This is a genomic window from Pseudomonas sp. GCEP-101 (assembly GCF_025133575.1).
GTDB classification, from domain to species: domain Bacteria; phylum Pseudomonadota; class Gammaproteobacteria; order Pseudomonadales; family Pseudomonadaceae; genus Pseudomonas; species Pseudomonas nitroreducens_B.
In genome coordinates, this window is record NZ_CP104011.1 from 2,391,711 (window position 1) to 2,405,623 (window position 13,913).

Below are 13,913 nucleotides of genomic sequence, written 5' to 3' on the forward strand. Positions count from 1 at the left end.
CCGTCGCTAGCGTGCAAAACGCAAGGGGCAGATGCCGGGATTGTGGCCCAGCGGTCGACTATTGCGGGGCGGGCGTGCGCGCCAGGCAGTACACGTCGACCTGTCGCGCCCCGGCGCGGCGTAGCAGGCGGGCGATGCGTTCGGCGGTGGCGCCGGTGGTCAGCACGTCGTCCACCAGCGCGAGGTGCAGGCCGGCTACCTCCGCGCCGGCGGCCAGGGCGAAGGCGCTGCGCAGGTTGCGCTTGCGCGTGGCGGCGTCCAGGCCCTGCTGGGCCGGGGTGTCCTGGGTGCGCACCACGAGCCGGGCGTCCACCGGCAGGCCCAGTGGCGCGGCGAGCCAGTCCGCCAGCAGCTGCGCCTGGTTGAAGCCGCGCTGGCGCTGGCGTCGGCGGGACAGGGGCACGGGAATAAGCCGGTCGGGGCGCGGCAGCCCTTCTTCATAGGCATGCAGCAGGTGGCGTTCGAGCAACTGGCCGAGCAAGCGCCCCAGCGGCGCATTGGCCTGGTGCTTGAATCGGGTGATCAGTGCGTCGACGGGGAAGGCGTAGCGCAGGGGCGTTTCGACGCGATGGAAGGCCGGTGGCCGGCGCAGGCACTGGCCGCAGGTCAGCCCGGGGGCGGGCAGGGGCAGCGCACACCTCGCGCAGTGCCCGGCGAGCCAGGGCAGGTCGTCATCGCAACCGGCGCAGAGCGGCAGCGCGGCCTGCTCGGCCGCCGCGCCGCACAACAGGCATTGCACGCGAGGGCGCCACCAGACCGGACGCCAATCCAGCCACCGCATTCCGCCCCTCCAGGGGCGGTGCCGCTCGGGGTGAGCGGCTCAGTGAATCAGCCAGCTCAGGACCACCAGACCCAGCACCGTCCAGATCAGACCACCGAAGATCGAGCGCCGCAGGAAGGCGCGGATGCCACTGTAGAGCAGCAGCAGGCCGATGAAGAGCAGGACGAAGCTGAAGATCGAGACGTCGATTCCCACAGCCCGCGCCAGGCCGTGGAAGAAGTCGTCCATGGCGCGCCACAGGCCGCCGAGCACGCCCGACAGCAGATCGACGATGAAGCGGATGGCCTTGCCGACCATCTGGCCAAGGCCGTCGAAGAATCCTTCGGTTCCCATCTGGGGTATGACTCCTGAGTGTTCTGTCTGATTGGAGCGGCAACGGGCCGTATCGGTTCAGCCGTGCGCGCTGAGGGAATCTATCGTTTGATTAATAAGTGATCACTTGTCGACCTGTGTCGCGAGAGAGGTTGACAGCGTCACAGCTCCACATATGATGCCTTGAGCCTGATTTCCCCCGGTGGCGCGCCGCCGGGGCACCCTGGACAAGAGGCGCCCCCAAGCGTCGAAGGACTTTGCCGATGAGTGCCACCGCAGCCCACGTAACCCGCCACGACTGGACCCTTGCCGAGGTCCGTGCCCTGTTCGAACAGCCCTTCAACGACTTGCTGTTCCAGGCACAGACCGTGCACCGCGCGCATTTCGACCCGAACCGCGTGCAGGTGTCCACCCTGCTGTCGATCAAGACCGGCGCCTGCCCCGAAGACTGCAAATATTGCCCGCAGTCCGGCCACTACAACACCGGCCTGGACAAGGAAAAGCTGTTGGAGGTGCAGAAGGTGCTGGAAGCCGCAGCCCAAGCCAAGGCCATCGGCTCGACGCGCTTCTGCATGGGCGCCGCCTGGAAGCACCCGTCCGCCAAGGACATGCCGTACGTGCTGGAAATGGTCAAGGGCGTGAAGAAGCTCGGCCTGGAAACCTGCATGACCTTGGGGCGCCTGGACCAGGAGCAGACCCAGGCGCTGGCCGAAGCGGGCCTGGACTACTACAACCACAACCTCGATACCTCGCCGGAGTTCTACGGCAACATCATCACCACCCGTACCTACGGCGAGCGCCTGCAGACCCTGGCGTACGTGCGCGAGGCGGGGATGAAGATCTGCTCCGGCGGCATCCTGGGCATGGGCGAGTCGGTGGACGACCGCGCCGGCCTGCTGATCCAGCTGGCCAACCTGCCCGAGCACCCCGAATCGGTGCCGATCAACATGCTGGTCAAGGTCAAGGGCACCCCGCTGGCCGAGGAGAAGGACGTCGATCCGTTCGACTTCATCCGCACCCTGGCGGTCGCCCGCATCATGATGCCGAAGTCTCACGTGCGCCTGTCCGCCGGCCGCGAACAGATGAATGAGCAGATGCAGGCCCTGGCCTTCATGGCCGGCGCGAACTCGATCTTCTACGGCGAGAAGCTGCTGACCACCGCCAACCCGCAGGCCGAGAAGGACATGCAACTGTTCGCCCGCTTAGGCATCAAGCCCGAGGAGCGCGAAGAGCACGCCGACGAGGTGCACCAGGCCGCCATCGAGCAGGCGCTGGTGGAGCAACGCGATTCCCAGCTGTTCTATAACGCCGCTTCGGCCTGATAGAGCGGCTCGTCTTCCTGTAGGAGCGAACTCGCTCGCGAACGCTTTTCCGGCTGCACAGTACGGGGCGGTTCGCGAGCAAGCTCGCTCCTGCAAAAGCTCTACCGCCGACACGGGGTTGCGTATGTCTTTCGATCTCGCCGCCCGCCTGGCCCAGCGCCAGGCGGACGATCTCTACCGCCGTCGCCCGCTGCTGCAATCGCCGCAGGGGCCGGAGGTGGTCATCGATGGCCAGCCGATGCTGGCCTTCTGTTCCAACGATTACCTGGGCCTGGCCAATCACCCCGAGGTGATCGCCGCAATGCGTGCCGGCGCCCAGCGCTGGGGCGTCGGCGGTGGCGCCTCGCACCTGGTCAACGGCCATTGCGGCCCGCACCACGAGCTGGAACTGGCCCTCGCCGAGTTCACCGGCCGCCCGCGCGCGCTGCTGTTTTCCACCGGCTACATGGCCAACCTCGGCACCGTCACGGCCCTCGTCGGCAAGGGCGACAGCGTGCTGGAAGACCGCCTCAACCATGCCTCGCTGCTGGACGCCGGCCTGCTGTCGGGTGCGCGTTTCTCTCGCTACCTGCACAACGACGCCGCCAGTCTCGCGTCGCGCCTGGACAAGGCCGACGGCAACACGCTGGTGGTGACCGATGGCGTGTTCAGCATGGACGGCGACCTCGCCGACCTGCCTGCGCTGTGCGCCGCGGCCCGGGAAAAGAACGCCTGGGTGATGGTCGACGACGCCCACGGCTTTGGCCCGCTGGGCGCGAACGGAGGCGGGATCGTCGAGCACTTCGGCCTGGGGCTCGACGACGTGCCGGTATTGGTCGGCACCCTCGGCAAGGCCTTCGGCACCGCCGGCGCCTTCGTGGCCGGCAGCGAGGAGCTGATCGAAACGCTGATCCAGTTCGCTCGACCCTACATCTACACCACCAGCCAGCCGCCCGCCGTGGCCTGCGCCACGCTCAGAAGCCTGGCGCTGCTGCGCGCCGAGGGCTGGCGCCGCGACCACCTGAACGCGCTGATCGCGCGCTTCCGCGCCGGCGCCCGCGCCATCGGCCTGAGCCTGATGGACAGCCCGACGCCGATCCAGCCGATCCTCATCGGCGGCAGCGCCCAGGCCATGGCGTTATCCGCCGAGCTGCGCCAGCGCGGCATCCTCGTCGGCGCGATTCGCCCGCCCACCGTGCCGGCCGGTACGGCGCGCCTGCGCGTGACCCTGTCCGCTTCGCACACCGAGGCGCAGGTGGACCGCCTGCTCCAGGCGCTCGCCGACAGCTGGCAGCGCGTGTCGTCTAGCCTTCTGGCAGAGATCGATGCCGAGGAGGGCGATGATGCGTGACCAACTGATCCTGCTGCCGGGGTGGGGCCTGGGCAGTGCGCCGCTGGAACCGCTGCGCGATGCGCTGCTGGAACAGGCGCCGCACTTGAACGTGCAGATCGAGCCGCTGCCGGCGGATGCCGAGCCGAACGCCTGGCTCGACGAGCTGGACGACAACGTCGCCCACGACGCCTGGATTGCCGGCTGGTCGCTGGGTGGCATGCTCGGCGCCGAACTGGCGGCGCGCCGCGGCGAGTCCTGCCGCGGGCTGGTGACGCTCGCCAGCAACCCGTGTTTCCGCCGCCGCGAGGACTGGCCGCAGGCCATGGCCGAAGACGTCTTCGAGGATTTCTTCGAGGCCTTCCTGCTGGAGCCGCACCTGGTGCGCAAGCGCTTCACGATGCTGGTCAGCCAGGGCGCGCGCGATGCCCGCACGCTGGCGCGGCAACTGCAGGTGGCGCTGCCGCAACTCAATGTCGAAGGCCTGACCGCCGGCCTGCAACTGCTGGGGCAGCTCGACACCCGCGCCGCGCTCAGCCGCTATCCCGGCCCGCAGCTGCACCTGTTCGCCGCCAACGATGCGCTGGTGCCGGCCAGCGCCGCCGAGGCGTTGCTCGAGTGGCTGCCGGACGTCGAGGTGAGCGTGCTCCCCGGCGCCAGCCACGGCCTGCCGCTGGAGCAGCCGGACGACGTGGCGAGCGCGATCCTGAGGTTCATCCACGAGGGCGACGATGGCTGATTGCAGCAGCGCGCTGCCCGACAAACGCCAGGTAGCCGCCTCATTCTCCCGCGCAGCGTCGACCTACGACGCGGTGGCGGAATTGCAGCGCGCCGTCGGCAGCCGGCTGCTCGAGCTGCTGCCGGCGCAGGCTGCGCCGCAGCGCTGGATCGACCTTGGCAGCGGCACCGGTTATTTCACCCGCGCCCTGGCGGCGCGTTATCCACAGGCGCTGGGCCTGTCCGTCGACATCGCCGAGGGCATGCTGCGCCACGCCCGCGAGCAGGGCGGCGCGCAGCACTTCATCGGTGGCGACGCCGAGCGGCTGCCGCTGCGCGATGGCGCCAGCGACCTGCTGTTCTCCAGCCTGGCGATCCAGTGGTGCGCTGACCTGCCAGCGGTGCTGGGCGAAGCGCGCCGCGTGCTGCGCCCCGGGGGCGTCGCGGCCTTCAGCAGCCTGTGCATCGGCACCCTGGGCGAACTGCGGCAGAGCTGGGAGGCGGTGGACGGTTTCGTCCACGTGAACCGCTTCCGCGCCTTCGAACAGTACCAGCAGCACTGCGCGGCCAGCGGCCTGGAAGTGCTGGAGCTGCGCACCGAGGACCGTGTCCTGCACTTCCCCGACCTGCGCAGCCTGACCCATGAACTCAAGGCGCTCGGCGCGCACAACCTCAACCCCGGCCGGCCCGATGGCCTCACCGGGCGCGAGCGGGTGCGCGCGCTGATCGCCGCCTACGAGCGCTTCCGCCAGCCCGCGGGGCTGCCGGCGACCTACCGGGTGGTTTACGCCGTCCTGCGCAAGAACTGTCCCGTGTAGGAGCGAGCTTGCTCGCGAACCCGCCCAGCTCTGGTGCTGCCGGCGAGTCCCGTTCGCGAGCAAGCTCGCTCCTACGAAGAGCACCAGAGGAAAACCATGCCCCACGCCTACTTCATCACCGGCACCGACACCGAAATCGGCAAGACCACCATCGCCGCCGGCCTGCTGCATGCGGCGCGGCTGGCCGGGTTGTCCACCGCGGCGGCCAAGCCGGTGGCGTCCGGCTGCGAGCGCAGCCCCGATGGCCTGCGCAACTCCGACGCGCTGGCGCTGCTGGGCGAGTGCAGCCTGCCGCTGGCCTATGAGCAGGTGAACCCCTTCGCCTTCGAGCCGGCCATCGCCCCGCACCTCGCCGCCAGCGAGCAAGGCGTGAAGCTGACGGTGGAAGCACTCCAGGCCCCGGTGCGTTCGGTGCTGGACCTGGGCGCCGATTTCACCCTGGTGGAAGGCGCCGGCGGCTGGCGGGTGCCGCTGGCCGGGGAAGAAAACCTCTCCGACCTGGCCATCGCCCTGCAAATGCCGGTGATCCTGGTGGTGGGCGTGCGCCTGGGCTGCATCAACCACGCGGTGCTCAGCGCCGAGGCGATCCAGCGCGACGGCCTGCCGCTGGCCGGCTGGGTGGCGAATATCGTCGATCCGCAGACGTCTCGCCTGGAAGAAAACCTCGCCACCCTCGCCGAGCGCCTGCCCGCACCCTGCGTGGGGCGTGTGCCGCGCCTGGCCCGGGCGACGCCGGCGGCGGTGGCTGCGCACCTGGACCTGGGCATCCTGGATTTGTAACCGGCCCTTGGCCTGGCAGGCGGCGTCTGCTTGAATAGTGGCCACTTGCTGCTTTTTGCCGTGGAGGCGTTGCGATGGAAATCTCCGGTAATGCTTTCTCTGCGGGCCTGTATGGCGTGCAGAACGGCCAGCGCCGCGTCGACCGTGCCAGCACTGACATCGCTACCGCCGGCAATGCGCCCAGCGAAGTGCTCAACGATCGCCTGATCGACCTGCGCCGTGGCGAGCACGAGGTCAAGGCCAACGCCAAGGTCATCCAGGCCGCCGACGAAACGCTGGGCACCCTCATCGATATCCGCGCCTGATCCCACCCCCTTTTCTACCCCTGACTCCTGCGCAGCGGCCGGCTGTCTTCACGACACGCCGGCCGCTCTGCCATGGGCTTTAATTAGCCTCAGGACGTCGCCGCCAGCGGACCCCGCAACCCGCCCGGCGAGCGTGACCGGGCGGTCGGTTTGCACGCTTGACAAGGGTATGGCGTAAACGTATGTTTCAAACGCCTGTTTGACTGTCCGGATGCGTGCGCGCACCGACTGGGCGGCCGGGAATGCTCCCGCACTGCGACCGCAGCGACCGGTCGCCCATTAACCAGAACCCTTCGTAGAGGTTTACCGCTATGCCTGATTACAAGGCCCCCTTGCGTGATATCCGTTTCGTTCGCGACGAGCTGCTGGGCTACGAAGCGCACTACCAGAACCTGCCGGGCGCTCAAGACGCGACTCCCGACATGGTCAACGCCATCCTCGAAGAGGGTGCGAAGTTCTGCGAACAGGTGATCGCTCCGCTGAACCGCACCGGCGACCTGGAAGGCTGCAAATGGAGCCCCGAAGGCGTGAAGACGCCGACCGGCTTCAAAGAGGCCTACCAGCAGTTCGTCGAAGGCGGCTGGCCGAGCCTGGCCCATGACGTCGAGCACGGCGGCCAGGGTCTGCCCGAATCCCTGGGTCTGGCCATCAGCGAGATGGTCGGCCAGGCCAACTGGTCCTGGGGCATGTACCCGGGCCTGTCCCACGGCGCCATGAACACCCTGCACGCCCACGGCACCCCGGAGCAGCAGCACACCTACCTGACCAAGCTGGTATCCGGCGAGTGGACCGGCACCATGTGCCTGACCGAACCGCATTGCGGCACCGACCTGGGCATGCTGCGCACCAAGGCCGAGCCGCAGGCTGACGGCACCTACAAGATCACCGGCACCAAGATCTTCATCTCCGCTGGCGAACACGACATGGCCGACAACATCGTCCACATCGTGCTGGCCCGCCTGCCCGATGCCCCGCAGGGCACCAAGGGCATCTCGCTGTTCATCGTGCCGAAGTTCCTGCCCAATGCCGAAGGCAACGTGGGCGAGCGCAACGCCGTGTCCTGTGGCTCCATCGAGCACAAGATGGGCATCCACGGCAACGCGACCTGCGTGATGAACTTCGACGCGGCCACCGGCTTCCTGATCGGCCCGCCGAACAAGGGCCTGAACTGCATGTTCACCTTCATGAACACCGCTCGCCTGGGTACCGCGCTGCAAGGCCTGGCCCACGCCGAAATCGGTTTCCAGGGTGGCATCGCCTACGCTCGCGAGCGTCTGCAGATGCGTTCGCTGACTGGCCCGAAAGCGCCGGAAAAAGCCGCCGACCCGATCATCGTGCACCCGGACGTACGCCGCATGCTGCTGACCGCCAAGGCTTTCGCCGAAGGCAACCGCGCCATGCTGTACTTCGCCGCCAAGCAGGTCGACATCGTCCAGCGCAGCCAGGACGAAGAAGAGAAGAAAGCCGCTGACTCGATGCTGGCCTTCCTCACCCCGATCGCCAAGGCGTTCATGACCGAAGTGGGCTTCGAAGCCGCCAACCACGGCGTGCAGATCTATGGCGGCCACGGCTTCATCGCCGAGCACGGCATGGAACAGAACGTCCGCGACAGCCGCATCTCCATGCTGTACGAAGGCACCACCGGCGTTCAGGCGCTGGACCTGCTGGGCCGCAAGATCCTCATGACCCAGGGCGAAGCGCTCAAGGGCTTCACCAAGATCGTGCACAAGTTCTGCCAGGCCAACGAAGCCAACGACGCCGTGAAGGAGTTCGTTGCACCGCTGGCCGCGCTGAACAAGGAGTGGGGCGAGCTGACCATGAAGGTCGGCATGGCCGCCATGAAGGACCGCGAGGAAGTCGGTGCCGCGTCGGTGGACTACCTGATGTACTCCGGCTACGCCTGCCTGGCCTACTTCTGGGCCGACATGGCTCGCCTGGCTGCCGAGAAGCTGGCTGCCGGTACCAGCGAAGAGGCCTTCTACCAGGCCAAGCTGAAGACCGCGCGCTTCTACTTCCAGCGCATCCTGCCGCGCACCCGCGCGCACGTCGGTGCCATGCTGTCGGGCGCCAACAACCTGATGGACCTGGCCGAGGAAGATTTCGCCCTCGGTTACTGATCGCGCACGGACGGTTCGCCGTCCGTCTGCTGACCAGCAAGGAGCCCGCCGCAAGGCGGGCTTTTTCGTCTTCGAAGTCACACAAATCGCCGCAGAAAATGCCATCATTACGCCACTTGCCGATCCACCAATGGCGAGCCCGGCACCCACTTTGCGGAACCCCCTGTGCGACCCACGGCCCCTTACCGGATCAGCCATTTCCTCACGCCCCTGTTGCTGATTCCGGCCGGCATCGCCGCCGGCTCCCTGGGCGAACTGTCTGACTTCTTCATTTCCCTGTTCAACGTGCTGCCGACCCTGCTGCTCCTGCTCGGCGGCGCGCTGTGCCTGGTCTACGGCCGCCAGCGCCAGTTGTTCATGCTAGCGGTGGTGTACATCGCCTATTTCCTGCTCGACACCCAGGTCGACTACTTCCAGGCGCACCGGGTGGTGATGCCCGAGGCGGCGCTGGTGTTTCACCTGTGCTGCGTGCTGTTGCCGCTGCTCTACGGCCTGTACGGCATCTGGCAGGAACGCATGCACATGCTGCAGGACCTGCTCGCCCGCAGCGCCGGGCTGATCGCCGTGGTCGGCGTTGCCACGGCGCTGGCCCGGCGTTTCCCCCAGGGCCTGGCGGAGCTGCTCAGCGACACCTACTGGCCGTCCCTGCACGGCCAGTGGATGAACCTGGCCCAGTTGTCCTACCTCGGCTTCCTGATGGCCTTCATCGCCCTGGTGGCCGCCTACGTGCGCCAGCCTCGTCCGTTGCACGCCGCGCAACTGCTGGGCTTGCTCGGGCTGCTGTGGATGCTGCCCAAGGTGTTCATCCTGCCCCACGCGCTGACCGTGATGACCAGCCTGGTGATGCTCACCCTGGCCGGCGCGGTGGCCCACGAGGCCTATCAGATGGCCTTCCGCGACGAACTCACCGGGCTGCCCGGCCGGCGCGCGCTGAACGAGCGCTTCCAGCGCCTGGGCCAGCAATACGTGCTGGCGATGATCGACGTGGACCACTTCAAGAAATTCAACGACAGCCACGGCCATGATGTCGGCGACCAGGTGCTGCGCATGGTCGCCAGCCAGTTGCGCCGCACCGGTGGCGGCGGCAAGGCGTACCGCTATGGCGGCGAGGAATTCACCCTGGTGTTCGCCGGCAAGACGGTGGAGCAGTGTCTGCCGTACCTCGATGGCGTCCGCCAGGCCATCGAGGGGTACGCCATGCATCTGCGCGACCGTGGCAACCGACCGCGGGACGACCGCCAGGGTCGCAACCGGCGTGGTGGCAAGGACGCGCAGACGGTCTCGGTGACCATCAGCGTCGGGGTTGCCGAGCGCGACGGCGAGCGGCGCAACCCGGAAGAAGTGATCAAGGGCGCCGACGAGGCGCTGTACTCGGCCAAGAGCGGCGGGCGCAACCGCGTGGCGGTGCACGGGCAATCGCGACGCGGCGCGGTGCGCACCGCCTGAGCGGCCTGCGTTATGACCGCGCATTCAGCCCGTGCAGCGTGATTGTCCGGCGCCTCGCGGGCCGTTAGGTTCAGGCTTTGCGCCATGCTGGCGCCCTGAACCGAACGGAGATTCGCCATGCCCGAGTACAAGGCCCCCCTGCGCGACGTGCGCTTCCTCACCGACGAAGTCTTCGACTTCACCGGTCGCTACGAAGCCCTCGGCGCCACCGACGCCACCCCGGACATGTTCGCCGCCATCCTCGAGGAAGGCGCGAAGTTCTGCGAGCAGGTCATCGCCCCGCTGAACCGCTCCGGCGACGAGGAAGGCTGCCACTTCGACAACGGTGTGGTGACCACGCCCAAGGGCTTCAAGGAAGCCTTCGCGCAGTACGTCGAGGCCGGCTGGAACGGCGTCTCCAGCGACCCGGAATACGGTGGCCAGGGCCTGCCGCCGTCCCTCGGCCTGCTGGTCAGCGAGATGATCGGCGCGTCCAACTGCTCCTGGGGCATGTACCCCGGCCTGACCAAGGGCGCCATGGCCGCCATCCACGCCCACGGCACCGCCGAGCAGAAGAGCACCTACCTGCCGCGCATGACCAGCGCGGTGTGGACCGGCACCATGTGCCTCACCGAGCCGCACTGCGGCACGGACCTGGGCATCATCAAGACCCGCGCCGTGCCCAATGCGGACGGCAGCTACGCGATCACCGGCACCAAGATCTTCATCTCCGCCGGCGAGCACGACCTGAGCGAGAACATCATCCACCTGGTACTGGCCAAGCTGCCCGACGCCCCGGCCGGCACCAAGGGCATCTCGCTGTTCATCGTGCCCAAGTTCAACCTCGACGCGAACGGTGACGTCGGCGAGCGCAACGCCGTGGCCTGCGGCTCCATCGAGCACAAGATGGGCATCAAGGCCTCCGCCACCTGCGTGATGAACTTCGACGGCGCCCGCGGCTTCCTCATCGGCGAAGCCAACAAGGGCCTGGCCTGCATGTTCACCATGATGAACCACGCGCGCCTGGGCACTGGCATGCAGGGTCTCTGCCTCGGCGAGACCAGCTACCAGGGCGCGGTGCGCTACGCTCAGGATCGCCTGCAGATGCGTTCGCTGACCGGCCCGAAAGCGCCGGACAAGCCGGCCGACCCGATCATCGTCCACCCGGACGTGCGCCGCATGCTGCTGACCATGAAGGCGTTCAACGAAGGCAACCGCGCGCTGGCCTACTTCACCGCGCAACTGCTGGACATCGAGCACCTCTCCCAGGACGCCGAGGAGCGCGAGCGCGCCGCCAACCTGCTGGCCTTCCTGACGCCCATCTGCAAGGCCTTCATGACCGAGACCGGCCTGGAAGTCACCAACATCGGCATGCAGGTGTTCGGCGGCCACGGCTTCATTCGCGAGTGGGGCATGGAGCAGCTGGTGCGCGATTGCCGCATCGCGCCGATCTACGAGGGCACCAACGGCATCCAGGCGCTGGACCTGCTGGGCCGCAAGGTCCTCGGCAGCCAGGGCAAGCTGCTGATGGGCTTTACCAAGCTGGTACACCAGCTCTGCCAGCAGCATGCCGAGCACCCGCAGCTGAAAGCGCAGGTCGCCCAGCTGGCGGCGCTGAACACCCAGTGGGGCGAGCTGACCCAGAAGGTCGGCATGGCCGCCATGAAGAACCCGGACGAAGTCGGCGCCGCTTCGGTGGACTACCTGATGTTCTCCGGCTACGTCACCCTCGGCTACTTCTGGCTGCGCATGGCCCTGGTCGCCCAGCGCAAACTGGAGGAGGGCGCCGGCGAGGCGGCCTACTACCAGGCGAAGCTGGCCACCGCGGAGTTCTACTTCAGCCGTCTGCTGCCCCGCGCCCATGCCCACGTGGCAGCGGCGCAGGCCGGTTCCGAGGTGCTGATGCGCCTGTCGGCCGAGCAGTTCGCGCTGTAATCCCTGAAGGCTGCGCAGGACGGATAACGCCAGCGGCGTCATCCGCCGCTGGGCCGGCGGATAAAGCGTTCCGCTGTATCCGCCCTGCGCTTCCGCTGGCCGGGCGGTCCGCCTGGTCAGTCACCCCGCGTACATTCCGGCACGGCTACAGTTTGTGACCAATCTATAGTTGTGTGGTCACAACATGACGCTTAAAGTCTGAAAAGTTGTTGGAGTAAACTCCGGCGGCGTACCTTCGTGTACCTCCTATTCTGATACCGCTGGCTGCCTCATCAGCCGTCGTTTTCGTTCGAGGATCCATCATGGCTGACTACAAAGCTCCCCTGCGCGACATGCAATTCGTCCTCAATGAAGTCTTCGAGGTCGCCAATCTCTGGGCCGAACTGCCCGCCCTGGCCGAGACCGTGGATGCCGAGACCGCGTCGGCGATCCTCGAAGAGGCCGGCAAGGTCACCGGCGGCGTGATCGCCCCGCTGAACCGCAGCGGCGACGAAGAAGGCTGCAGCTGGAGCGCCGAGGGCGTGAAAACCCCGGCCGGCTTCCCCGAGGCCTACCGCACCTACGCCGAAGGCGGCTGGGTGGGCGTGGGCGGCGATCCGGCCTTCGGCGGCATGGGCATGCCCAAGGTGATCGGCGCCCAGGTCGAGGAAATGGTCAACTCCGCCAACCTGTCCTTCGGCCTGTACCCGATGCTGACCGCCGGTGCCTGCCTGTCGCTGCTCAACCACGCCAGCGAAGAACTCAAGGCCAAGTACCTGCCGAACATGTACGCCGGCACCTGGGCCGGCTCGATGTGCCTGACCGAGCCGCACGCCGGCACGGACCTGGGCATCATCCGCACCAAGGCCGAACCGCAGGCCGACGGCAGCTTCAAGATTTCCGGCACGAAGATCTTCATCACCGGCGGCGAGCACGACCTGACCGAGAACATCATCCACCTGGTGCTGGCCAAGCTCCCCGACGCGCCGGCCGGTTCCAAGGGCATCTCGCTGTTCCTGGTGCCGAAGGTGATGGTCAACGCCGACGGCTCGCTGGGCGAGCGCAACGCCGTGTCCTGCGGCTCCATCGAGCACAAGATGGGCATCAAGGCCTCCGCCACCTGCGTGATGAACTTCGACGGCGCCACCGGCTGGATCGTCGATGCGCCGAACAAGGGCCTGGCCGCCATGTTCACCATGATGAACTACGAGCGCCTGGGCGTGGGCATCCAGGGCCTGGCCACCGGCGAGCGCTCCTACCAGAGCGCCGTGGAATACGCCCGCGAGCGTATCCAGAGCCGCGCGCCGACCGGCCCGGTCGCCAAGGACAAGGCCGCCGACCCGATCATCGTCCACCCGGACGTGCGTCGCATGCTGCTCACCATGAAGGCGCTGAACGAGGGCGGCCGCGCCTTCTCCAGCTACGTCGCCATGCAGCTGGACACCGCCAAGTACAGCGAAGAGCCGACCACCCGCAAGCGCGCCGAGGAACTGGTCGCCCTGCTGACCCCGGTGGCCAAGGCCTTCCTCACCGACATGGGCCTGGAAACCACTATTCACGGCCAGCAGATCTTCGGTGGCCACGGCTTCATCCGCGAGTGGGGCCAGGAGCAGCTGGTACGCGACTGCCGCATCACCCAGATCTACGAAGGCACCAACGGCATCCAGGCGCTGGACCTGATGGGCCGCAAGATCGTCGGCAGCGGCGGCGCCTACGCCAAGCTGTTCACCGACGAGATCCGTGCCTTCACCGCCTCGGCGTCGGCCGAGCTGGCCGAATTCACCGGCCCGCTGAACGCCGCCGTGCAGAACCTGGACGAGCTGACCGCCTGGGTCCTGGACCGTGCCAAGGGCAACCCGAATGAAATCGGCGCCGCCTCGGTCGAGTACCTGCACGCCTTCGGCTACACCGCCTATGCGTACATGTGGGCCCTGATGGCGCGCGCTGCGCTGGGTAAGGAAGGCCAGGACGAGTTCTACGCCAGCAAGCTCGGCACCGCGCGCTTCTACTTCGCCCGCCTGCTGCCGCGTATCCACTCCCTGACCGCCTCGGTGAAGGCCGGCAGCGAGTCGCTGTACCTGCTGGACGCCGCGCAGTTCTAAGCGGGCGATAC

Annotated in this window: 12 protein-coding genes; 10 read left to right on the forward strand and 2 right to left on the reverse strand. The window is 67.5% G+C overall.

Annotation, left to right across the window (positions count from 1 at the left end; all coding sequences use genetic code 11):
* Positions 1-58: 58 nt before the first annotated feature.
* Both N0B71_RS10845 and N0B71_RS10850 read right to left on the reverse strand, forming a co-directional pair.
* On the reverse strand, positions 59-781 hold the full coding sequence (locus N0B71_RS10845) for a ComF family protein (protein WP_259758927.1): 723 nt from the start codon (positions 779-781) through the stop codon (positions 59-61).
* 39 nt (positions 782-820) lie between these two features.
* Positions 821-1,114, reverse strand: coding sequence for a hypothetical protein (locus N0B71_RS10850; RefSeq protein ID WP_081519671.1), 294 nt, complete (start codon positions 1,112-1,114; stop codon positions 821-823).
* Positions 1,115-1,356: 242 nt separating this feature from the next.
* Here N0B71_RS10850 and bioB point away from each other — a divergent pair, with 242 nt between their 5' ends.
* From bioB to N0B71_RS10900, 10 genes are all read left to right on the forward strand, one after another.
* A complete protein-coding gene (gene bioB, locus N0B71_RS10855) occupies positions 1,357-2,415 on the forward strand; it encodes a biotin synthase BioB (RefSeq protein WP_259758928.1) in 1,059 nt (352 codons plus the stop codon).
* A 124-nt stretch (positions 2,416-2,539) separates the two neighbouring features.
* On the forward strand, positions 2,540-3,745 hold the full coding sequence (bioF, locus tag N0B71_RS10860) for an 8-amino-7-oxononanoate synthase (RefSeq protein WP_259758929.1): 1,206 nt from the start codon (positions 2,540-2,542) through the stop codon (positions 3,743-3,745).
* Positions 3,738-4,463, forward strand: a complete 726-nt coding sequence (locus N0B71_RS10865) for an alpha/beta fold hydrolase (protein ID WP_259758930.1) — start codon at positions 3,738-3,740, stop codon at positions 4,461-4,463. Before bioF ends, N0B71_RS10865 begins: the two co-directional genes overlap by 8 nt.
* The gene (gene bioC, locus N0B71_RS10870; protein WP_259758931.1) at positions 4,456-5,259 is read left to right on the forward strand and encodes a malonyl-ACP O-methyltransferase BioC; all 804 of its coding nucleotides are present in this window, start codon (positions 4,456-4,458) and stop codon (positions 5,257-5,259) included. Before N0B71_RS10865 ends, bioC begins: the two co-directional genes overlap by 8 nt.
* Positions 5,260-5,355: 96 nt before the next feature.
* The gene (gene bioD / locus N0B71_RS10875) at positions 5,356-6,039 is read left to right on the forward strand and encodes a dethiobiotin synthase (protein WP_259758932.1); all 684 of its coding nucleotides are present in this window, start codon (positions 5,356-5,358) and stop codon (positions 6,037-6,039) included.
* Between the two features lie 74 nt (positions 6,040-6,113).
* Entirely contained in the window at positions 6,114-6,344 is a 231-nt protein-coding gene (locus N0B71_RS10880; RefSeq protein WP_259758933.1) for a hypothetical protein, read from the forward strand.
* A gap of 311 nt (positions 6,345-6,655) precedes the next feature.
* Positions 6,656-8,461 carry a phenylacyl-CoA dehydrogenase gene (locus tag N0B71_RS10885; RefSeq protein WP_259758934.1) on the forward strand — a complete coding sequence of 602 codons (1,806 nt, stop codon included), beginning with the start codon at positions 6,656-6,658 and terminating at the stop codon, positions 8,459-8,461.
* Between the two features lie 165 nt (positions 8,462-8,626).
* Complete coding sequence (locus tag N0B71_RS10890; RefSeq protein WP_259758935.1) at positions 8,627-9,907, forward strand: GGDEF domain-containing protein; 1,281 nt, start codon at positions 8,627-8,629, stop codon at positions 9,905-9,907.
* Between the two features lie 117 nt (positions 9,908-10,024).
* On the forward strand, positions 10,025-11,821 hold the full coding sequence (locus N0B71_RS10895) for an acyl-CoA dehydrogenase C-terminal domain-containing protein (protein ID WP_259758936.1): 1,797 nt from the start codon (positions 10,025-10,027) through the stop codon (positions 11,819-11,821).
* Positions 11,822-12,123: 302 nt separating this feature from the next.
* The gene (locus tag N0B71_RS10900; protein WP_259758937.1) at positions 12,124-13,902 is read left to right on the forward strand and encodes an acyl-CoA dehydrogenase C-terminal domain-containing protein; all 1,779 of its coding nucleotides are present in this window, start codon (positions 12,124-12,126) and stop codon (positions 13,900-13,902) included.
* Positions 13,903-13,913: the final 11 nt, after the last annotated feature.